The sequence below is a fragment of the Halobellus clavatus genome (assembly GCF_900107195.1).
Lineage (GTDB): Archaea > Halobacteriota > Halobacteria > Halobacteriales > Haloferacaceae > Haloquadratum > Haloquadratum clavatum.
This window is the reverse complement of record NZ_FNPB01000012.1, coordinates 59,058-81,155: the sequence shown is the minus strand read 5'-3', so window position 1 is coordinate 81,155 and position 22,098 is coordinate 59,058. Positions and strand designations below refer to the sequence as shown.

The following is a 22,098-nucleotide window of genomic DNA, read 5'->3' as shown; positions in this document are numbered from 1 at the left end:
AGAATAACCCGGCCTAGGCTCAGTACGATTCGTTCAATCTCCCCGAAAAAAGGGGGAATCGCACCTATTAGTATTCTCCCCCCAGGGTGCTGCGCGAGCCGACATTCGGTCCCGTACGCCAGCAGCGATGGAAGAGATTGGTCACAGTGACCGACCCAGACGACTTCTTCAGCCAACTCGATGAGGCTGAACTGGTCACTGGTGATGATGCCGACTCGATCCAGTCTTCGGTCGAGCAAACGGAATCCGCTGAACACCAGGAGAGCGCCACCACTGCATCCGAGTCAGTTACATCAACGAAATCACGGCGACGAACCGTTTCGCCCCGTTACGTCGCCAGGTGCCGGTTCTGCCGATGTAAGTTCAAACAGCACCGCATCGCGGTGAGACACGAGGGCAGGTGTGACGCTGAACCAGTCTCACAGTGTCAATACTGTGGCAAGTCACATACCCGGACGGATGATCCAGAGATCCATCTCAAGACCTGTGAAGCGTACGAGCGCGCCGAGACACGTCTCGAAGACGAGGATGATTCGGACGCGACCGTCACCGACGAGACATCCGAGGCGGCTAATTCAGAGGACGACGGGCACTTCTCTCGACAGTTCATCGACACACAGCCACACGAATTTAAAGCGTATCTCAAATGGGACTGTAGCGATCGCGAGAATCCACTCAGATCGTACTTCGGGCTTCGATCACTGCAAGGCGAGCACGACTTCGAGAAACACGGTCAACTACGTACCAGTATCGATATTGAGGGAGAGGAATTGAACGTCGAGTTTGGTTTCGATGAGTGCGGTATCGCTCCACGTGATTCACCAAACTTCGAGCTCGATGAGGTCCGCGAGTACCCTATCCGCGTCTATCCGAGTGCGTATTCATCGTGGGATGACGCAAGATCAGAGGCCAGAAAGCGAGCTTACTTCCTAATATCACCGCGCTGGCCCGATATCGAAAGCAAAGAAGGGTATTCCACGCTGTCGAATCCGTATGACATCGAGGGATACGACGTCGAAGTTACAGGCTCTTACTGGGACTTCGAACAGTATCCCCACATTCTACAGCAGGCGCTCAGTGCGCTTGCAGACCGTCAGGGCTTCCGGTACAGTAATCCGACGTTACTCCACCCGGAGGACTTCGCACCTGATCAGATTCACCGTTCGTCAAACATCATCGACGGCGAGCTACACGTCCGCGTCAAAGATGGGAAAACGGGGCGTGTCATCTCCTTCGATGGTACACTACATCGGATTTCTCATCTCTTATCAGGGGACCAAGAAGGGTACACGAAAACTGTCCGTGACGATAGAGAGTGTCCTGGTCACTATTACACGACAACTATCGACTCAAGGCGTGCTGGGCAACTCATCGCTGACCACGAACTCGCAAAAGAATTCAAGCACTACCATCTACGTAATCCGGACGCTGTCGAAGGAACTGCTCTCGAAAACCCAAAGATTTGCGTCTCTTTCCAGAATTCGATACACGACGGGACGCTGTACTGGGATGATCTCGACCAACTCGTCAAAGAACTAGACGAGGCGCTTCTGAACGTCTTGGAATGGTCGAACATCCCAGCCCAGCCGGATGACGAGTTCTATGTCGCTGACGACTACTTCGACGTCTCGGGATCGCGGCGCTGGCGGAAACTACTCCCCGACCAGCTGCCGCGAATCGAGTCGAAACAGGACGACCAACTGGTCGCGACGATGAACCAGATGAACTCAACCGACGCTGAGCTCGTCGACACGCTGCTCACGGACGGCGGAAAGACATCCCCCAAAGAGTTAGCTGAGTCCATCGGTGTCCATCTGGACACGATCTACCGGGCGCTAAAACGTCTCTCACCGCTCGTTGATCATACCTACGGCGAGGTACAACTTGGGTCGAAATACATCGCTCAAGAGCTGACAGGCTACATCGATACAGTCACCGGGAGCATCCAATCCGGCTTGGAAAACGCTCTGGACGGACTTACTCGGGCAGAGTCGTATGCCGATGATGACCCGTGGAGTCGCTGGCTGGATAGATACGGTGGTAAGATTAGCCGGACAGATGATGCCGATCCGGACGAGTTAGACGTCGGATTCAAGCCGTCTACGATAGAGGAAGCGCGTCGGATTCTCCGAGAGGGGGCTCTGAAATGGTCACAGGTGACTGACGAGCCGATTCGAAACTTCGGATTTGAGTTTGCCCCCGCAATCACCACTGTCGACGGCGAGCATTACGCGCCGAAGCACTTCGCGGACGCGCTCGGGACCCCCGGGTAGCGCGGCGACTCGTGAGAGGCATCACTATCGATTGCTCTGTTTGGCGGGTATTTTTGCTTGTTTTCGAGGTGGATAGCGGCCGATTCGAGCGTTGATTCGACTGTGCGACTCAACAGTGTCAAGCCGGTTCTGTCGATTCCGAGGCGGGGTACCCAATTCTCCGTTAGGGGTGTGGCTAAGGAGCCACCTGAGTAAACCACTGCCTCGCTTCGCTCGGCAGATGTCCAGCAGAAACAGAGGTTGGTCGGCGCGCCTGACTCGGCGCGCCTTGACACCGACCGTTATTTCCGAGCCACCGCGTGACCCGCCTCAACGACCCGCGGTTCCTCCACGAACAGATTCCCCACCGGGAGGTAGATGGCGTCGCCGCCGCGTTCGATACGCACGCTGAACACGTCGTCGTCCACGAGGTCGCCATCGAAGACGAACTGGATGGCTTTCGGACCCCGGAATGACCCACTTTCCCGAAGCACGTCGCGGAGTTCGCGGACGGCCTCATCGCGCTCTTCCTCGTCGGTCTCATACAGCAGGTCTTCGAGCCGAGTCACCGTGAGCCGTGGCGGGAGCGTCCCGTTGTTGGCGAGCCGGCGGAAGAACGCTAACGCCGGGAGTTCTTCCTCGGTGTCCTCGATGCGGTCCGTCACGAGATTGTAGCCGGCGTTGAGGGACATGGTCAGAATTGGGAGAGGCTCATTTCCATCACGTTCTCGTAGCGGTCGTCGCCTGTCGCGTCGGCGAGGAACTCGGCGAGTTCTTGCAGGTCATCGGTCTTCCACTCGCTGAGGTACTCCGAGGTGTTCTGGTCGGTCTTGTACAGGTGGTAGAGGTACTGCACCTTGTCCACGTCGAGGAGCGCGTCGGAGTCCGCCTCGTCGCCGCCGAGCGTCTGCTGTGAGCCGTTGCCGCTCTTGCTGAGTTTCCGCTCAATGTGGTGGACGCGCTCGTCACCGGAGACCGGCTCCTTCTTGTCGCGCGGCCCTTTCACGAGTTTCTCGTCTTCGAGGTCGCTGACGTTCAGGTTCTTCGCCAGCAGTTGCTTGTTGAGATCATCGTAGCCCTCGGGGCCGCGCTGGACAAAGGCGGCGTACGCCTCGCTGATGGAGTCGATGCTCGCCGGGAGGTTGACCGAGCCTTCGAGAACCTGCTCAATGATGGAGTCCACCGTATCGAGCGCCTCGTCGATACCGGCCTGCTCGCCTTCAGAGTAGACGTTCGGGTAGTGCCGCGAGTAGTAGTACATGCACTTCCCGCGGAGGATGACCCCGAGGTCGGCCTTCGAGAGGTTTTCGTGGCGCTCGCGTTCCTCAGCGGCCATGTCTTGCAACTCGAAGAACAGGTTCTGGCGGAGTTCCGTGAGCGTGATTTCCTCATCCGTCTTCTCCTTGTTGGCGAAGATGAGGATGTCATACTCGGCATTGTCAAGTTCGGAGATGTGCGGATTAATTGGCATCTCCGACTGTACGGGATACGCTCCGGCCACAGTGAAGCCACTGTCGATGAGAGCCTCAAGGATGACGGACCATGCCTCATTCTCGTTGTGATGATACGTAAATACCATCTCGCCGTCTGACTTGAGAACACGATTGCATTCTGAGAACACATTAGAGAGAGAGTCGATGAAGAACTCCTCATCTTTCTGTGATGTCTTGTCGGCGATGATTTCACGGGCTTTCGGCACTAAATCGGGTTCGAACTCGTTGTATTCCTCATTGAGGCACTGTTGAAGCCAGACATAAAAATAGTCGGAGAGAGTGGAGTACTCAACGTTGTCGTAGTACGGGGGGTCAGTGATGACGTAGTCTACCGATTCGTCGTCTTCATCAAGTCGTTCGGAAGTTTTGCAGTTGAGGCCCGCAACTCGGTCATCAGAGATAGTTTCGCCGTTAACGTAGAACTGCTCCACCTCACCTGATTCTGGATTTTTGATTTTCTCGAAGGGACGTTGGCAGTAGTCCTTTGCTCGGATTACCTTTGTGAAGGCACTATCCAGTGAGGCTACGTTCTCTTCGTGGTTGAGTGGGTTTGCCTCTACAGGTTGAACACGCGGGATATAAGCATGCCGCTGGAATACGTCGTTGATTTGTGAGTAGTAGGTATCCCATTTGCAGAGATTGCTTGCCCGGTTCAGATTATTTGATGCCGTTGTTACCAAGAATTCAGCAATGTTCTGGGCATCGGCATCCTCAAACTCTTTATCTTTGATTTTCCAGAATTTCTTAAATAGTAACCCGAAGGTGAGAAGATGACGATCTGTGAATAGATCCTGGAAGTGAGTGTAATTGTAGTTCTTTAGACGACCTGTCCCCGTCCTTGTACTGGTCTCTGGAAGTGTTTGTTCAGGTATTGGGAGGTGGTCCTCCACTTCTTTGAGCCGGTTCCTCGCCTTCACAGCTCGCCTTTCGTCATCTTCGTCAAACTCTTTGAATTTTTTCTCTCCGTCTGGAGTTATGTATTGAAGAGCGAACCGGTTGAACGTGGGCTTCTCACTCCGGCGCTTCAGAGTCTCCTTGATGTCATGCTTGTGGCCGTTTGAACAGGTGTACTTTCCTCTGCTGGCGTTCCCATCGCTCGGGTCAAACTCGGTACCGCAGTTCGGACAGACCTCGCTCTCACTTACGTCCCGATTTTGGATGCGGATGATTCGGTCGTCGCAGTCGTCATTAGGACAATAGACCACCCCGGGGCTGGTCTTTTTCGTTTTTGCTAACTGGTATCGGGGAAAGAGTTTGACGTCCTCGTTGCACGTTAAGCATGGAATAGTCTGTGCTTGGAAGTAGTACAGGACTTCGCACTCTTGACCTGTATCCGGATCGGTAGTTGTGTAGAATTCGCTAAGTTCGGCTCGAATCTCTTCAAGTACCCTTTCGTACTCGTTCTTGAGAACATCTATGTTTACATCATCCAACGATTTCTTCTCCGTCCACCAAGCGACAGGATTCAGTTCGTACCCGATGACATCGGCACCGAGACGGTTGAGTTCGACGAGGGTAGTTCCGCCGCCAGCAAACGGGTCAAGAACGGTTGCATCCTGTTCCAACCGTGATGTATCGGGATTGATGTAGAGTCCGTCGTGAGTACCGCTGTTCCTCCGTGTGAGGATGTCCTCCTTGGTCACATCGTCATCGCTGAGGGTTGCCAGTCCGAGGCACCGAAACGTTGACCCCGGTCGTTTCGCCCACCACTTGTGGAGGGAATAAATGGGTCGATAGTGGTACCGATTGTATGTCTCGCTTTCAGCCAGTTCGTCCATCAGGTTCAGCGGGAGTTTGTCCCAGGTCTCGGTTTTGTCAGTCATAGTCTCCTCTTAGGTGTTAATTCGCAGAACGGGCGTCAGGCACTCCGGCAGACTGAATCCCCCGTGCATAATCCGCTTCGATGCCCCGCGCTTGGTCCACGTGTAGTGGCCCTTGACCACGTAGTGACCGCCGACACGCTCGATAACTCCGGAGTCACGCAGTTGGTCGAAGGCGTAGCCGTTCTCGATCTCGCGGTGGCGTCCGTCGAATTTGTTCGAGAGCGCCTCCTCGTCGCTGTTTGAGAGCGCGTAGGGGTTGCCACCGAGGTAGTTGACGTAGCCATGGTCGCTTGTCACGAGGAACTCGTCGTGGACGCTCTCGGCGACGATATCTTCCAGTAGGCTCTTCACGTCCTCGTAGATGTCGGTCAGTTCCTCGACCGAGTAGTTGCCCTTCATCGCTTCTTCGAGCCGACGGTCGGGATGGCGCGTCCAGACATATTCCGGTTCGGTCCCGGGCAGTTGCGGCACGTCGAGATCGCCGATGAAGCGGTAGTCGTCGCGGTTGACCGCCGACGGGCTGTGGGCGTCGAACCACTCCCGGCAGATGAACGTCGTCTCCGACGGGAGGCGCTCGATTGCCGCCCAGTCGAAGGACACGTCCCAGTCGTGGTCTGCCACGAGATCCCGTTCGAGTTGGAAACCTTCACGGAAACTGAGCGCGTCCATTATAACGCCACAGCCGGAGTCGAGTTGTGTGATGGGATGGTCACCCATCGAAGCCTTCAGTTCGTCATACAACTTAGGCTCTTGCTCGCTGAGGTGGTGTTCGAGCGCCCGCGTCCGATACTCCGAGGTGTTCAGGTTCCGATCCGCAAGCGCATCCGGCTTCGCCCAGATACGGCGGAGACACTCGAAAGTTCCGTCGAGAACCGACTCACTGCGGACGAGTTCGGACAGTTCCTCCGCGCCGTAGAGTCCGTCAGTCACCCTTCTCGACCTCCATCCAAACCTCGAACTCAGCGTCATCCGGCACGTCAAGCCGGAGCAGAACGTCGTTGAGGAGGTCGTCCCGAGTGAGAGGCGTGTCCGGGGAGATGGTCAGCGTCTCGTCGACCGTCACGCGGTCAGCGAGACTGTCGGCATTCAGACCGCGATTGGCGACTCCCTCATCGTCGAGCGTTCCGGTGTACGAGAGATGGAGTGTGTGAATCTTCCAGTCGATACCGAGTTCTCGCTCCAGTCCGTCGATGAGTCCCGGCTTGTCGTCGGCGTCGTACTCGCCCATCAGCGGGAAGCGCGTGGTCTTGCTCCCTTCGAGGTCTTCCTCCTCGACCTCGTCTTTCAGTACCTCGAACTGCTCCACGAGGTCCGCGGTGTTACCGCCCTCGACCGTAACTTTCCCCTCCTTGATGTCGGAGGCGTCGAACTCGAAGCCGCACTCGCACTTCGTGCCCTCCAATTCGTTTTCGCATTGCGGACAGGTGAAGGCCTGACTCGCCTCTGAGGTCGCTCCGCCGGCCTCATCAGTTCCGGTACTCGCCGTCGACGAACTGCTCGTCGTCTGCGTAGTAGTCGCATCGACCGTTATGGTCGCCGGCTCGTCGTCATCGTCCTCTTCGACAGTCTGGACGTAATCCTCGTGAACGAGGACGGTGTCGCTCCCGATACTCCCGACGCGCTGTCCGAAGTAGGTCCCGACCTTGACGACCTCGTCTTGGCAGAGCGACTGAATCGCGTCCGTGAGTTCCCGCTCGTCGGTGAGCGTCGGATACTTCGTGTTCCGGTAGAAGTCGTTGAGGAGGTGCTGGTACTGGATGCCGCCGCCTTCCGCGGCTTCGACGACCTCCTCCACGTCGGAGCGGAGTTGACTACTGTCGGGGCTGACTACCTCGATGGTGGCATTGTAGAAATCAGTGTTCCCGCTCACCGGGAGTTCCTGTGGGAACAGACCGCGCTCCGTAGACGTGTGGACAGTCCCGTACTTGTCGCGTACGCGGTCGCGCAAGTTCTGGTAATTCTGGTCATGGATGTCGTCGAAGCCGTCGGGGAGAACTTCCTCCTCGCGTTGGAGCTCCTCTCCTGCGACGACCTTCCGTGCGAGTTCTCGAATACCCGTGTTCGAGTCCACGCTGGACCGTTTCTCCGGCGTCACGAGGACAAGTGTATTGTTGAACTCTCGCTCTTGACCCGTCGTGAGAGCCTCGAAGTCCTCGTCGTAACTCCGCTTCGCGGCAAGGGAGACGACGACCTTCAGCGTCTTGTTGTCGGAGATGTCCTGTTCGGTGTTGACCGGTTCGAGGATGTGGACGTTGTTGTGCCCACCGAACAGGTCGTCTTTGACGAGCCGCTCGACGCGATGGATAGCCGTGTTTTTGTGAATGTCCTCCGCCTTCTTCTCGATGCGAGCCGCGGGGTTCTCATCCGTGTCGAAGGCGTACTCGCCGTTGATGCGGAAGACGTGCCACGCGTGGCCGAACACGTCCTCGGTGAAGGTCTGGACGATTTCGTGGGCGTTCTTGCCCTTCCGCATCGTCCCCATCAGCATCTGCCGCTTGTTCGCGCCCTCCTCCCCACCTCGTGCGAGGCTGTGGAGCAGGACGATGTTGAGCAGTTCCTCGACGTGCGGCTCGAAATTGCGCTCTCCGTTTCGGTCGTCAGAGGTCGCCTCGCCGAGCCGGTGGTAGTCGTTCAGGTACTTGCTCACCAGTTCTCCGTCGATGAATCGGAACCATCCGGTGTACTCAAACACGTCAACGTCGCCGGTCAGGATGAGGTCCTCCTCATGGTAGTTGTCGGCGAAGATTTCGGTGAGTAGGTGGAGGAGACCGCGGGCGTCCTGATGCCCCTGCTGTTCGGAGAACTTGTCCATCAGGGTGTCCAGCGCGACCGGGTGGAAGGGGTAGTAGTCCTCGATACGCCCTTCCATCTCCTGATAGTCGGTGAGTTGAATCTGTCCGTTATTTCGGTATACGTCGGTGTACTCCTGCGCCAGCGACGCGAGGCCGTCAGGGTCGCTCACGTCGCCGACGAGCCGGTGGAGGAGGAACCGAATCTTCTCGTCGCGCCGACGGGAGAGGTCGTGGCGGAACGGGTTCGTCCGCGGGAGAATCGCCTCCACGTCCGTCTCCTCGAACAGGAGGGAGACGTAGACCGCGAGCGGGGTGTCATCCCTTCCCGCGGCTTCGAGCAGGTTCTGGAGGAAGCCGAGGTTGTCGTCGCGGTACTCGGCTCGTCCACTCATCCCGAACCACCGCTCGAACTCGTCAATGAAGACCGCGGTCGGCTGGTCGTCCAGCGCGTCTCGAATCTCGTGGACCCCTGGCGGGTCACCAATTTGCCACCCGTTGATGTCCAGATAGTCCCCGACGGCGACGTGCAGTTTGTCGTAGTCGCTGTCGAGGTTCAGCATCTGGAGGGCAGAGGTCTGCGCGCCGTCGGGAAGGGAGGCGTCGATGTCGTTCTCGTCGAGCCATCGCTGTCCTAAGTCCGGGGAGGACAGCAGGTGGTACAGCACGAGCTCGATGTGGCTCTTACCACTCCCAAACTCACCGCCGATGATGTGTGCGCCTTCGGAAACGCTCGTGGAAGCATCGAACTTCTCCGCCGTCCGTTCGATGATGGTAGTTAGCGTCTCCGTCGGATAGGTGATGTTTAGAATTCGCTCGGCATCCTGTTCCGGTGACTCTCTGCTATCGTAGAGGTTGTACAGACTGACCTCGTCAAGGAGGTTGTCAGCCGTTATTTCCCCGCTCTCACTTCTGATCTCTTCGGAGGGAGAAACGTAATCAGAGATTACACGGGCCGTCATCTAATTACACTCTATAGAGCAGTTAATTAGTCCTTGGGTTGATGTTTCGACACTGCAGATTCTGTTGCTTCCAGAGCATCCGATAGGTTCCGATTAGGGTATATTCCTTTGAGACGATCTCTAGCCCGATGGGTGCCTAGTCGCCTGTTGTCGTTTTGTATGCCGGATCGGTCCCACTCCTCGAAATCCGCGTTTGTCGGTTCTCGTCTGATCTCTTTCTGGTGGAGTGCCACCGATTCGTCAAGATTCCTCCGCACACCGTCGCGTGAGATCTCTTGGGAATGTCGTACAACCACCAAGAGAAAAAATAGGTCAAGACTTCCGGCTTGTTCTTCTTGAACCGATCTGTTACGTCAGTATCTGGTCGTACCGATTGCTGACGACCTTCCTACCGGTCCCCAACCACCATAGCCGACGCGGGGCATTGGAGATCCGTTTCCCGAACCGAATTCGGACGTTTCGCTCGGCGAAAACAGCAGTTTTACCGACAGAAACCGGTTCTGCGAATCGCTTTCAACAGATACCCAATAGCCCCGACCAACTGCCAGTGGTATTGGAGTTCTCCCCGACCAATTCGCCACGGTCTAATAGGTGACGACCCCGTCCCTGTATAAGCCCAGAGACGGTCGTTTCGCTCGGCGAAGATCGTGGTTTAGCCGATAGAATAATCCACAGTATTCGACACCGAGGATGCTCTCTGCCGACATTCGGGAAATTCCGGCCGAGTGCCGGTTGAGAATAGGTCGGTATCCGACCAATTCGACCTGGCCTATAGGTGGCGGAGCCAATTCCCTCGAAACCAGAATCCGGGCATTTCGCCCGGCGAAAAAAGATGTTCTACCGACAGATCGGGGTTATTCGCTAACCCGTTCGTTTGTTGCTCATAGGAGCCCGACAGTCCCCCCGGCCACCCCCGACCAATTCATCCCGATGAGCCGGGAAGGCTTGACCCGAGTCCCCGACCATTGTATTCGTATTCCCAAATCCGAATTCCGATGTTCTGGCCGAGCGAAATCCCGATCCTCCGGATAGATTCGATTCTACTTCTGCCCCGGGATCTTCCTCACCGACGATCTCTTCCTCTCCCCGACCAACTCCCCGGCCTCTAACCGACCCCTATCTATTCGTAGAGTATCGACTGATCAGTCTCGGCAAAGACACTCGTGTGACACCCGTGTCATCTCGACAAGGTGCCGGTGGATGTCGTCGGCGAGCCGGTACATTGCCTCGGCCTGTTCCTTCGTCGCAATCCCCAGCCTGTAATAGGTCTTCGTTCGGTTCCGGTTCCACAGCTCGGCGAGGTCGTCGCCGAATGCGTCGTCGTAGAGGCCGATCTCGGCACCACGTTGGTAGAGCCGTCGGTGGCTGCTGATGACTTCCTCGGGGGACATCGCCCCGTCGTGGATCAACCGGAACTGGATAGTGCGCTCGATAGCGACGAACGCCGACTCGATCACGACCGTGTAGTATCCTTGTTCGAGGAGGTTCGATCCGACCTCCAAGAGCCGACACGCACGGCGAAGTTGGACCAATTCTGCGTCGTCGACGTCCAATCCCTCCTCGATCGTTCCGGGGCTGCCCTCGAAGGTTCGCTCGGCCTCCACCAATTGGTCTCGGATATCGTCATTCATCAGCGTATACCTCGGTCCGGAGTTCGGAGAGCTGGTCGGAGCCGACCAACGTGATCCCATCGTCGAACTGGGGGCGGAGCTGGTCACCAATACGTTGGACGCTATCCGTCGATTCGACGAGCGGCTGGAACGTGTATCGGTTTCTCTCGAACCGTTGGTCTTCGAGATCACTGACGACTGACTGGACAGTCCGACGGGCTGCCGTTTTGTCGTCGTCGACAATCACCAACAGGTCGATATCGCTGGCCCGATCCGCCTCCCCCCGAGCGACGCTTCCGAACAGGACGACCCCGACTAACTCGTCCAGTTCGTCCTGAATTCGTTGGAGAAATGCTTGGACCGGCTGGTGAAACTCGGCCTGCGGGATCGAGAGAATCGGGTCCGGTTTCGTGAGCCGGTCGCGGTTGATCCGGACCTGCTGGGTCCGCCCGTCCTGTGCAGTCTTGACGACATCGAGCTGAGAAAGCAGCTTGACCGCCTTCGAGATCGTTCCTTTATTTGCCCCCGTGAGTGTTGCGAGCTCGCTCATCGAGTACGCCGCATACGGTTGGTCGATGAGGATGTCGAGAATGTCTTGCATTGCCTGGTATCGGAATACCCGATCCTCCGGAAACGGATACTGCAACTCGATCGAAATCGATTCTTTCCTATTAGGCATAAGATTCCTATTAGGAAACAGTCTGAAAACTCTGGCGGTGAACTAGTCCAATTACAACGTGCTGAACTGCGTTTGCATTACCTGGGGAGAGGGTGTCATAGAATGTTTTCCATACCCTTTGTGAGACTCGCGAATCGGTCAGTACAGACGAACGCTGTATCACATTGGGCCATCATCTACTCAGGATCTGTCAGGAACGAGCTGCTGAATATAGAGGGTGTATCTCTGATTGTCAGTCGGGGTTTGGTGAGAGAGATATTATATTCTCGTCGTGATTTCTGTGCACACCACGAAATTCCGAGCGGCGACCGAAGCCAACCGAGATAGGATATATGACGCTCATATTGTTTTGATCCGAGTGTGAGCCCGATAGGATATGACCGGACTGTTTTGATAAACAGCGTCGACTGTAGAATTCAGTGAGGGCGTTTTATGGTTCGATAGCTTGAATCTTCGTTCCAGTAACACCTTCAAGAATTTGATCAGCAAATCCTGTGACCGTGTTTCGGATTACCTTGTTATTGTCAACAGTTGGATCGTAGTTAGGGTCAACATCAAGCGCTTGCACTGCGATACCAGTATCAATGTCATCCGGATCTGGATCACTGACTGTGTTGTTTACGACTTTGGTGTTACTCACGGAAGGATCAGATTGAGTGATTCCCTCGAAGGACACTGCTCGAAGTAGGATGCCGGCATTCGCTTCGTTCACGTCATTCTGTACGATTTTCGTATTGTCCGCTGTCGGGAGGTACCACCCCCATGAGCCACATGCGATCCCGACGTCGCTGTTCGTGATGGTATTTCGCTTCACCTGAACCCCATCACTTTCGAAGATGATGATACCTGACGCGGTGAAGGCCTTATCTGCGTATCGATTGTCGCTGACTTCGTTATTGATGATTTTTCCGTCTGCACCGAAGCCGATCTGAATCCCGTTGGGGCCCCATCCTTCACCAATGCCCGTCGAACCCGTCACTGTATTCGCTCGAATATCTGCGGTGGGTGACGGATGGGTACCGCCGTCTCCGACGACGCCAATGCCACCGCGTTCGTATTCACTGATACTGTTGTCCATAATTGTAACTGTCGAGTCCCCGTATGCGAGAATACCGAACGTTTGTTTCCCACCAACACCCATATTCTCTACCTTGTTGTCCGAGATCTTCCCGTTCGCGTTGCGATAGAGGATTCCGGGTTTCCGCCTTGCGGATGGTTGTGTCCCTGCTCCATCGATGGTGAAGCCCGAGATATCGACATTTATGACGCCAGTCCCGGAGATATCCCCTCCGGAGGTACTTCCCCCAAAGACAAACACTATTGGCTCCCAAGTGGGGCCACTTTCGGGGATAGTAAATTCGCTTGCTGAGTTCGATGCCTCGATAGTTGGGTCGTTCACCCCTCGTAGTGTAAGGTCTTTACTGACGACTACCTGTTCCGTGTAGGGCCCTCCCGTTGCCTTCACGCAGACTGTATCGCCAGCGTCGGCAGCGGCCACGCCAGCTTGAATCGTCGATTCATCATCAGGAACAACTACATCACACGTGTTTGCTCCACCGCCTGGCTGTGCATTTCCGCCTGGCTGTGCATTTACCACCCCTCCGAATCCAACAATGCTCAAGCCACTCGCACCTATCCCTTTGAGGATTGTTCTGCGGTCTGTCGCCTTCCTTTGTATGTTTGGTGACATTATAATTTGAGCGATGTCGCCTCATTATGTAGTTATTTGCCACCTGTTCAGGCTGTTTTTCAATGGTAATGGCCGATTACCGCCCCTGATACCGCCGATAGGGATAGCAGTTCCTCTCCACCACTCGACTACTCCTGGGCTGACGTTACCACCATTGCTGCATATGCGTGCTGTATTCAGCAGGCCATTCTCAATATTACTCTGCTCTGACAGACGCGTCCATGATTAATTCGTACGCTCTCTTTAACGGCTTATTCATCCCAATTACGGATGGAATCAAACCCCCGTGAATAGTTCTATGAAACCCTCCGGGGGCGCTATGTTTGCATCGCTTCTCCGATACGTGCCTCAGTCGGCTCTGCCAGGTAGGGTTCGATGGCAGAGTAATCGGACCATCCACCGATGCTCATCATAGTACGGACGTCGACTTGGCGCTCGACGAGATGGTAGGTCGCCCAGGACCGGCGGAGATCGTGGGACGAGACTGAATGCCAGCGTGGGTCGTCAGTTTGCTCTGCAATGGCGTGCGCGGCTTCCTTGACCCAACGACGAACGGAGGGGGTGCTGGCGTCGACCCACGGGTCGGATAGACTGAGCCCCCGTTCACGGCTGTATTTGTGAATGTCGTCGGCGACGTCGTCCGGCATCCATACGTCGCGTGTCTTCTTTGACCCACCTTTCGTATTCTTCCCCTGGACCTCAAAGAGCCAGATGTCGCCATCGTCGGAGTAGCGCAGATTGCTATCGCTCGGATAGCCCACTTCCGACGCCCGGAGCCCACACCGACCCATCAGATGGATCGCCACCTCACGCTCCCAACCACCTTCTCCAGCAGTTCGCTCTAGGCGGTTCAGTTCGTCGGGAGAAAGCCAGCACTTCGTCACGTCATCGCTGTCGTCGACGCGAACCATAATCGGATACGACAGTATATCCGATTATATTTTTGGTTTGCTTGGGCCAACTTCGCCCGAGTATGCCGTCCAACGGTGGGTTCGTAATCAGGTTATTCTATAAGTCGATTACTCAAAGTACCGAGCTACGGACAGGGGACTGGCCAGTTTGGCGGTATACTGAACGACATATATTATCTATACTGATATTTGTAGGCCAATCAGTTAATCACCACTAATTGAGGAAGCCGTATGGGTTCAGATCAACTGCCGGACCAGCCAATCATTCGTTGTTACAACAAACCGGGTATCCAAGCATCAACACAAGCTCGTCTTACCGCAGAGGGTCTATTCGTCGCTGATTACGGTTCCGGATGGTCGCTGAGTAGTGCACAGGTATCGGATAAAGATCATCGTCCCGCAGCAGGCAACGCATTTAATCGGATTATAGATCTCAGTCACGTCGGGGGACTTGGTACAATTAGAACGCCAAACGACGATGATGAAATCATTACGATTGGTGAGTGGGAACCGAATTGCGCAACCTTCCGTGAGGTGGATGGAGTCGAACTCAAAGGGGCTCAAATGGCCCGATATGGAATAATCACTCCCGGAGACTCTCGATACTCAGATATTGACGAGATCTATTCTGGTAGCGGTGCCACGGTCGATATGGCGAAACAGAGTGAGCAGCTCCTCAAAAAGACAATTGAGGAATTAGAGCACCAAGGTCGTCTGCGAGTGCCTTGGAGTCAGTGACCTTCTGAATCAAAAGCACAAGTATCCAGAATAGCCCATGAATCGTGATATGAAGTTCAACTTCTTATTTGATAGATGTTGGATATTTCTCGCAGTGTGAAACTACTCATTTATTCTGATGGGAGACAGTCCCAGAAAACACCATACCGATCAATTCCTGCGAGATTTGCCACGTGGCGATCCAACTCCTCTTGTGCTTGAGCGGAGTTCTCCGCAGCAAACCTCTCAAACTGGTCGGCTAATCCACTCCACTCTTCCTCTGAGAGCTCCGTTAGATCTGGTAGTTCAAGATTTTCGAGATCCCCCACGGTGGCTTGCACGAGACCGGAGCCAGATCGGGTGCTTCGAGCGTAGAGATCGAATTTCACTGGTGAGGAGTTGAGCAACGCTGTTATTGCTTTGGTGACTACTTCATCTTCGACTTGAGCGTCCAACTTCTCGTGGTCAACCTGCAACCCTAAGTACTGACTTGAAATGTAGACCTCCCGATCGACGTATATTGCCCTCGTGGTTGACGAGGCAATTCTCGGGAGGACAATATCCGGGGCTTCTTGCGACGGTAGCTGGAACCAGTACTCTCGACGATCTAACGTTGACCGTTCGTGATACCTCTGTTCAAGGCCGGTTTTGAGATAGTCTGCCAGTGCTTCGTCTTCCTGGTTTGCGATCGTATCTAGGATTTCTGTGTCCTCCATCTCGGGATCGGTCCCTTCAACAACCTCATCCGGTACCCAGAGAACACCCTGTAATTTCGCATCCGAAGTTCTGAACATATCTTGGTTCACCGTCTCGACAAGGGCATCTCGTACGTAATCATCAAGCTTAGATCGCCAGTTGTCTCCCTCGCGGAAATAAAAGAAATCGTTGGCTCCGGAGATAGCACCGATCTGTATGGAACAGAATTCATCCAGCGTCGCAGTCGTTCTTTCTTTCCATTCAAAATAGACTGGTGGAGCTTTGAAGTATTGCCACCACGATTCGTCAGCGACGATTTCTTTTTGATCGAATTTACGCTCACTCTCCTCTAGTTGTTCGGGCAAAGAGCCAGCAGTACCGGTTGTGTATTCTAAATCCGTGGTGTTCTGATGAGATTCGAAGGCCATACAATTCTGTTGTGGCCGCTGCTTGCGGAGAAACAGGAGAACAGCTGATTCTTCTTGAGTGTGGCCACTCTCCATACGCAGTAGCCCATCGATCGCGAAGTTCTCAAGAAGGAACGCCCGGAAGTCTTCTGCGGAAGATTGTGTGAGCCACCCTGTTGGCAAATAGAAGCCGGCACGACCTCCAGATTTGAGGAATTCGAGAGCTCGACTGACAAAATAGAGTGCGGGCTCGGTCCGTTTTGAGAGATGGGGTATCGTCTCAATAATTGACTTCTGCGCATCGGTGTCAAGTTGCCCCGGACTGAGACGAGGGGGATCACAGAGAATAACATCGGTCTGCGGTAATTCGAAGCGGGTACCATCCCGGTTAGTGTTGAAGTTCTTCAGAGCGGATCCCTCAATCTTTGCGTCTCTGAAATCGGCCCGATAGATCTGTGGAACGATCTCTAAACCCTTGCCGTGCTGGAGAAATAGAGTAATACCTGCCAACTCGGTAGCATAAGGCTCGATATCTACCCCATAGATATCGCTGAGAGACGCAGAAGCTTCTTCATTTGCTTTTACTTCGAATGCAGCGGACAACAGTCCACCGGAGCCACACGTTGGATCAAGCACCCACTCGTTTCCGTCAGTGATGACATACCATGAGAGGGCGAAGCGTGCCTCCTCTGGTGTCAGATAGTTCCCGAGAGCTGCACGCTGTGCCTCAGCGTTTGCTTCCTGAAACGCAGTCTTAATCACGTCATTTCCGAGCCCGGCGATCTCCAAGTCTCGGAGCAGGTCCACATTCTGTTGGAGTTTCTCTTTTGCTGGGCCTGCATCCTTCAGGAGACGGAAATACAGACTTGTTTCAGCATCACTTTGTGGGCGTAGTACCTCTCCTAAGGTGAGCATCGACTTGAGGATCTCCGCCCCGGTTTCTACTTGATCAAGAGAGCGTCCTGGTCTTCGAATTCCTCGTCTATCCAGAACCACGGCGAACGCCAACCGGTTGGTTATCGTAGCAGCGGCTAATTGGAGGAACTCCTGAAGTGTATGTCGGTCTGGGACCTGCCACCCTATCTCTTCAACCGTGGACCTATCCATAGATCCGTTTGGATCGATCTCCTCGGCGAACGCTGTGAGCAGGTCCCGACGGGTGCGATGAATCCAATTATGAAGTTCCTTTGCCTGTCGTTCCCCATCGAATTCACGATATGTTGATATCAAATCCTCAATCTGTGAAACTAAATTGCGGTCAACGTCTTCAATTGTGCCGATAGTTTCAAGCAGAATCTGATCTGGGATTGGCTCTCCTTGAGGCCCTGAGGAAACACGAATGTTTCCTCCCGAGGTCACTTCAAGGACATAAACGTCACGGTGATTATATGCCTCAGGCAGGCTTTCTTCCTCTGCCCAGCCCTCAGTCTCGTGGTGATCTAAGACGACTAGCAGATAGTCATCAGCCTCAAACACACCGTTGACATAATCAAACTCTTGGGCGATTAGCCGCCTGACACGCTCAGCAAGAGCTGAATCGCCCATCTTCACCATACTTGCACCGTTTCAGTGCTCGCTGTATAATTCTTCACCATGCTTCCTTGTTCCCGAGTACGTACCCTAACAGGACAACCAATACCATTCCAAGAAATCCTTCAACCGCTGCTAAGAATTGCCCTGTAGGAGTTATGGGGGTTAGGTCACCGTATCCGATAGATGAGAGTGTTATAGCACTAAAATACGCTCGTTCCCAGAGGATAGCGAAAATTGTGGCATAGGACTCCGAATCGAATAGCCAGTCGCTCAAGGGTGTAATTGGGTCTTGGAGTATCAAATAGCCTGCCTGGCTCTGCCCAAGCGGAACCAAGGAGAATAACAGAGCCCACACAAACCATAGCACTGCAATACTTCCCGCGACCTTGCGCGGACTAACCCCGTATCCATAGACGAACTTCTTCAGGAGTGACGGAATATTCCCTAGATGTCGTGATGCCCTCGTGCTCTTCCGTCGTGCATCTTGGCTTCGGAAGTAGTAATCTGCTGCTCTGTCGGTGATGTTGTTATCAGCGAATAGTTGTTCAAGTCTTTTGTACTGCTGACTGACCTGCTCATACTGTTCTTCAGCTTGCTCATCAGAGGTAGCGTTGGGTAGATTTTTACTCGCGCCTAACCAATATGACCCGTCTGTGCCCTCAGCCTTCATCGCAGCAATCTCGCCCCGTAAATAAAACGTCTCGACATCATCAGATGTTGATAAGAAACCCGCTGACCAAAACGGCGCTTCAGCCCCGAACACCGTACTATGATTGACTGAGACGTCATTGAACGTTGTTTCGGGGATGCCAACGTTTTGCGCGGTTAGACCGCCAAGATCACCACCGTCAAACGTTGCCCCGCGTAGGTGAACTGAGTCAAGTTGAGCCGACCGCAGGAGGGTTTTCTTGAAATCCGCATCGTAGAGTTCTATACCTTCGAAACGTGAGCGGTGCAGAACCGCATCTTGAATCGTAAGGTCGCGTAGCCGGCTGTTCTCAAACTCATCTCCGTCTCTGCCACCTGCCCCGCGAAGGTATAGTGGTGGAATCTCTTTGAAGTGATCGCCTTTCTCAATTGCGTCGTTATTAAAATTGCTTAGTGGAAGATCATCAAGGGTCCAATTTGTGAGTGCTTCGTAGGCACCTTCAATCTCGGAGCGAAAACTCAAGATATCAGTGTTTGAGTCGAAGGACACATCTGCTGCCGGTTCCCGTTCGTTGAGTCGTCGCTGGACCGTGTCAAGTGGTTTGGAATCAACCAAGACACCTTGCAATTCCTCTACAGGAAGGGCAGCACGAGTTCCGTTAAATGTCATACCAGTATCAGAATCGGTTGTAAACGTCATCCCCAGTAAGTTAATATTCAGGAATGTGAGATCAGAGAATGTTGGATTCTTGGCGAAACGGACGAATAGCATACTATCAGCGTCAACAGCCTCGGTGTTCGAAAAGTCACATCCATCAAAATTCACATTCACAACGGTAGCCCCGGAAAATGAGGTGTCGCCATCGGAACTCTCAATCACCACGTCGCTGAAAACCGAATTCGTTATAGTAGCATTAGAAACAGTCATCTCATTAAGATTCAACCCCGAAAAGTCACATCCATCGATGTCTGCGTTCTCGAAATTGGGATCGTGCAACCTAGCGGCGCGATGGAAATCGACCCCAACGACTATGCCCCGGTTGAATTGTGGCTCCGTTAGCCTAGAATCATTAAACACGGGATCAGTGGTTATCGTAGTCGCTGTGAAATTCGTTTGGTCACCATATACGCCCTCGAAAACAATTTCGCCTTCAAATGTGATGCCGCTGAAATCAGTGCCATCAAGCTCTGCTCGAGTGAATACGGCGTCCTGAAGAATACTGGGAGAATTAAAATCAAATTCTGCCTCGGCAAGCTCTGCTTCTCTGAATTCACAGTCCGACAGTGTCGCAAACTCGAATGTAGCCTCGCGAAGATCCGTTCGGATCTCGGACCCATTAATATCAGTCTTATTGAAATATATATCAGAGAGTCTCGAACCGCTAAATGTGACGTTATACAGCCCCCAACCACTGAAATCTAACTTACTTTCGGGGGAGCTATCCAGCCCTTGAAAGGTTGCCCCGTCAACTCTCTGTGGATCGTCAAGCCTGCTTTCAAGTTCCGGAATACCACCCACTACAGGATCGTGCCAAAAGCAGGATTCAGTCAATCCACTATCTACTGGTTGACGAAGGCATCGTCGTTTAGAATCGTCTACGATCTCCCAGTTTTCGTCATCATAATCAAGGATACGACCAGATCCTGTGCCTGCCGAGATTTCGAAGCCGCAAATGTCCCCGTCAGTGTCCGGATTCGGGGCCATATGCTGCTACCAATAGGGGGTTTACAATTAGGCTTTATGCATCCGACAAGATCGGTCCTGCTGACGTAGAAGTGCCAATACCTTCATCAAGTGACGCGATGTCGTTCGAAGCGTGTATCTCTATACTCCAGATAAGATTGACAGAGAGCGGGCCCACCACCAAGCGGTAATCCAAGGGGCAGACGATATCGACAGTAAGCGGATCGGAAACTTGGGGGAGTTAGCCTTCGAGCAGTTCTGTCGGGAGTACTTGCCGGTGGAGCTGTGGGAGTGGAAAAACGAAGAGGCGATCCGACGCTGCAACCCAGAAAGCTTCGCCGGCCACGACTTCGAAGTATTCGGCTCTGGTGAATCGCTGGACGGCGTCGGCTTCGGCCGTCAGAACTAGTGGAATGAAGCGGGAAACCGCGATGCCTATGTCGAAGATTTCCCGCTTCACGAGCAAAGCGGTTCAGTTAGCTAAAAATGCTGTCGGTGGCCGAGGCGAAGTCGCCGCCCCCGAAGGTGGTGGCGGCTTCGCCGATTACGCCGTTGTATCGCTCCACTGTCTCCGGGTTTACTTGAAGAAGTCCTACCGAGAGACGTTGGATCTGCTGAGCGAGATGCCACATATTCTTGGGGAGATCGGCCTCAAACCGGCCGATCTCCCGCATCACTCGACGCTAGTGGAGTGGTTTGACAGGATCAAGACAGCACTCTGGCGAGTGCTGCTGCGCCTGTCGGCGCAACTGGACGACCCGAGCGGACACGCCGCCATCGACGCGACGTTTTTCGACCGCGAAAACGCGAGCAAGCACTACTGCCGTCGGACGAATTATCGCGTCCAGACGCTGAAAACAACTGCTCTCGTGGACACAGAAAGCCAAGCCATTCTGGACGTTCACTGTACGACCGAGAAACGTCACGACACACAGCTCGGCTGGCAGGTCGCCTGCCGCAACGCGGGCGACCTCGCCAGCCTCGCCGCCGACAAAGGCTACGATTGGATGGAGTTACGCGAAAAACTCCGTGAAGAGGACGTGAGACCGCTGATGAAGCATCGTGAGTTCCGGCCCATCGATCACGCGCACAACGCACGGATCGATGGGCCTCGCTACCGTCAGAGAGCGATGTGTGAGACCGTCTTCTCGACGATCAAGCGCACGCTCGGCGACGCCGTACGTGCGCGAAGTTGGTACGGTGAATTTCGTGAACTCGTCTTGATGTGTGCGGTTCACAACATCAAGCAGACGGTGAAACAGTGAAATCACGCTACGGCTGGCGATTCACCACGGCCTATCAGAGCAGGATCTTGATTGAGGAGGTAAATCCAGAGCAGACGGGACATATTGCTCTAGAAGAGCGAATTATGATACCAGACACATCATCTATTACGAGCCATCGGAATTGATATCCGAATCTTCCCCAGCTTCCTCAAGATCATAATTTAGTGGATCTTTATCTACTGTAGGTTCAGTCTTTGTAGAATCAAAGTATCCTGGAGGTGGGTAGATATGGTCATCATTCAATTTTTCAATATGACTCGGGTCTAGTTCATTTGCTTTTGCCAAGACTCCGAGCTCCTCCACTGTGAGCTCAACCAATGGGCTTCTTTGCATTTTCTCCTTTGCAGCCTCCACATCAGGATAGTGATCAATATTGATCGAAACTTCCACCTGTTTGGTCTCCCCTTCCGAGGTAGCATTCTCTCCGGCCAATATCCCCCTCTTGATTGCTTTTTCAATACGTGGGATGTCACCGTCTAGCCCGAGATAGATGAACGAAACCATCGCTTCAATACAGTTATCGACGGTTTCATCATCAAGACTACTGAAAATTTGATTTCGATCTTTTTCATCCAGCAATGCCCAGATTATTTTGAAATCTTTGAGAGAGTTTTTTATCCGGTCGCGAATGTCCTGCCTACGGTTGGCTTCAGACTGTTCGTTCTCATACTCTTTCAATCCCAATAGGTACTCTCGGTCTGTCTTAGATAATATTCCGCGAGGTCTTTGTTGTCCTTCGATATCCGAATCTCTCCACATTTCGAGCCTTCTTGAGAGAGAGAGGTTCGGTAGTTCTTCAAATAGCGTTGGCTCGCGTTCCACCTCAGGTGGATTCTCGATTAGATCCTCGACGTCTATATTGTCGGCATCTTCTGTTTCATCATCAGACATACTAATCGGGATGCGGTTATAGAACAA

The 22,098-nt window shown here is 53.8% G+C and carries 14 protein-coding genes and 1 pseudogene; 4 read left to right on the top strand and 11 right to left on the bottom strand.

The genetic code is table 11. The features are described 5' to 3' along the window. Positions 1-146 precede the first annotated feature (146 nt). Positions 147-2,273, top strand: coding sequence for a DUF7845 domain-containing protein (locus tag BLU74_RS15000; protein WP_089768783.1), 2,127 nt, complete (start codon positions 147-149; stop codon positions 2,271-2,273). 281 nt (positions 2,274-2,554) lie between these two features. On the opposite strand, the gene BLU74_RS14995 is transcribed toward BLU74_RS15000, so the two are convergent. The 8 genes from BLU74_RS14995 to BLU74_RS14960 form a co-directional block, all read right to left on the bottom strand. Then, positions 2,555-2,944: a DUF8076 family protein gene (locus BLU74_RS14995; RefSeq protein ID WP_089768781.1), complete on the bottom strand. Its 390-nt coding sequence runs from the start codon at positions 2,942-2,944 to the stop codon at positions 2,555-2,557. Between the two features lie 2 nt (positions 2,945-2,946). Next, the gene (locus BLU74_RS14990) at positions 2,947-5,568 is read right to left on the bottom strand and encodes a DUF1156 domain-containing protein (RefSeq protein ID WP_089768779.1); all 2,622 of its coding nucleotides are present in this window, start codon (positions 5,566-5,568) and stop codon (positions 2,947-2,949) included. 9 nt (positions 5,569-5,577) lie between these two features. Further along, positions 5,578-6,498: a PglZ domain-containing protein gene (locus BLU74_RS14985; protein ID WP_089768778.1), complete on the bottom strand. Its 921-nt coding sequence runs from the start codon at positions 6,496-6,498 to the stop codon at positions 5,578-5,580. Further along, positions 6,491-9,319 carry a hypothetical protein gene (locus BLU74_RS14980; protein ID WP_089768776.1) on the bottom strand — a complete coding sequence of 943 codons (2,829 nt, stop codon included), beginning with the start codon at positions 9,317-9,319 and terminating at the stop codon, positions 6,491-6,493. The genes BLU74_RS14985 and BLU74_RS14980 overlap by 8 nt, the downstream gene beginning before the upstream one ends. Before the next feature lie 1,142 nt (positions 9,320-10,461). Further along, a complete protein-coding gene (locus tag BLU74_RS14975; RefSeq protein ID WP_089768774.1) occupies positions 10,462-10,950 on the bottom strand; it encodes a DUF8154 family protein in 489 nt (162 codons plus the stop codon). Next, complete coding sequence (locus tag BLU74_RS14970) at positions 10,943-11,530, bottom strand: nucleotidyltransferase domain-containing protein (protein ID WP_089768772.1); 588 nt, start codon at positions 11,528-11,530, stop codon at positions 10,943-10,945. Before BLU74_RS14970 ends, BLU74_RS14975 begins: the two co-directional genes overlap by 8 nt. 508 nt (positions 11,531-12,038) lie before the next feature. Further along, positions 12,039-13,298 (bottom strand): right-handed parallel beta-helix repeat-containing protein, encoded by a 1,260-nt coding sequence (locus BLU74_RS14965; protein WP_089768770.1) that lies wholly within the window; start codon positions 13,296-13,298, stop codon positions 12,039-12,041. A gap of 317 nt (positions 13,299-13,615) precedes the next feature. After that, positions 13,616-14,209 carry a site-specific integrase gene (locus tag BLU74_RS14960; RefSeq protein WP_089768768.1) on the bottom strand — a complete coding sequence of 198 codons (594 nt, stop codon included), beginning with the start codon at positions 14,207-14,209 and terminating at the stop codon, positions 13,616-13,618. Positions 14,210-14,440: 231 nt separating this feature from the next. Between BLU74_RS14960 and BLU74_RS18630 the strand changes: the two genes are divergently transcribed. Beyond that, positions 14,441-14,947 carry a hypothetical protein gene (locus BLU74_RS18630; protein ID WP_139175859.1) on the top strand — a complete coding sequence of 169 codons (507 nt, stop codon included), beginning with the start codon at positions 14,441-14,443 and terminating at the stop codon, positions 14,945-14,947. A gap of 110 nt (positions 14,948-15,057) precedes the next feature. On the opposite strand, the gene BLU74_RS14955 is transcribed toward BLU74_RS18630, so the two are convergent. After that, complete coding sequence (locus BLU74_RS14955) at positions 15,058-17,583, bottom strand: HsdM family class I SAM-dependent methyltransferase (RefSeq protein ID WP_089768766.1); 2,526 nt, start codon at positions 17,581-17,583, stop codon at positions 15,058-15,060. Positions 17,584-17,617: 34 nt separating this feature from the next. After that, positions 17,618-19,915: a pentapeptide repeat-containing protein gene (locus BLU74_RS14950; protein ID WP_089768764.1), complete on the bottom strand. Its 2,298-nt coding sequence runs from the start codon at positions 19,913-19,915 to the stop codon at positions 17,618-17,620. 112 nt (positions 19,916-20,027) lie between these two features. Here BLU74_RS14950 and BLU74_RS14945 point away from each other — a divergent pair. Together BLU74_RS14945 and BLU74_RS14940 are read left to right on the top strand one after the other, a co-directional pair. After that, a pseudogene (locus BLU74_RS14945) lies at positions 20,028-20,258 on the top strand (hypothetical protein); the annotation flags it as partial. Positions 20,259-20,331: 73 nt separating this feature from the next. Continuing rightward, a complete protein-coding gene (locus BLU74_RS14940; protein WP_089768847.1) occupies positions 20,332-21,159 on the top strand; it encodes an IS5 family transposase in 828 nt (275 codons plus the stop codon). A 126-nt stretch (positions 21,160-21,285) separates the two neighbouring features. Here BLU74_RS14940 and BLU74_RS14935 read toward each other — a convergent pair whose 3' ends face one another. Next, a complete protein-coding gene (locus tag BLU74_RS14935) occupies positions 21,286-22,071 on the bottom strand; it encodes a DUF8102 family protein (RefSeq protein WP_089768762.1) in 786 nt (261 codons plus the stop codon). Positions 22,072-22,098: the final 27 nt, after the last annotated feature.

Bases quoted from the DNA above. Each gene is read 5' to 3' on its own strand.
- BLU74_RS14935 (WP_089768762.1), bottom strand. From the start codon at position 22,071: ATGTCTGATGATGAAACAGAAGATGCCGACAATATAGACGTCGAGGAT.
- BLU74_RS14990 (WP_089768779.1), bottom strand. From the start codon at position 5,568: ATGACTGACAAAACCGAGACCTGGGACAAACTCCCGCTGAACCTGATG.
- BLU74_RS14970 (WP_089768772.1), bottom strand. From the start codon at position 11,530: ATGCAAGACATTCTCGACATCCTCATCGACCAACCGTATGCGGCGTAC.
- BLU74_RS14995 (WP_089768781.1), bottom strand. From the start codon at position 2,944: ATGTCCCTCAACGCCGGCTACAATCTCGTGACGGACCGCATCGAGGAC.
- BLU74_RS14955 (WP_089768766.1), bottom strand. From the start codon at position 17,583: ATGGTGAAGATGGGCGATTCAGCTCTTGCTGAGCGTGTCAGGCGGCTA.
- BLU74_RS14975 (WP_089768774.1), bottom strand. From the start codon at position 10,950: ATGAATGACGATATCCGAGACCAATTGGTGGAGGCCGAGCGAACCTTC.
- BLU74_RS14980 (WP_089768776.1), bottom strand. From the start codon at position 9,319: ATGACGGCCCGTGTAATCTCTGATTACGTTTCTCCCTCCGAAGAGATC.
- BLU74_RS18630 (WP_139175859.1), top strand. From the start codon at position 14,441: ATGGGTTCAGATCAACTGCCGGACCAGCCAATCATTCGTTGTTACAAC.
- BLU74_RS14965 (WP_089768770.1), bottom strand. From the start codon at position 13,298: ATGTCACCAAACATACAAAGGAAGGCGACAGACCGCAGAACAATCCTC.
- BLU74_RS14950 (WP_089768764.1), bottom strand. From the start codon at position 19,915: ATGGCCCCGAATCCGGACACTGACGGGGACATTTGCGGCTTCGAAATC.
- BLU74_RS14940 (WP_089768847.1), top strand. From the start codon at position 20,332: ATGTCGAAGATTTCCCGCTTCACGAGCAAAGCGGTTCAGTTAGCTAAA.
- BLU74_RS14960 (WP_089768768.1), bottom strand. From the start codon at position 14,209: ATGGTTCGCGTCGACGACAGCGATGACGTGACGAAGTGCTGGCTTTCT.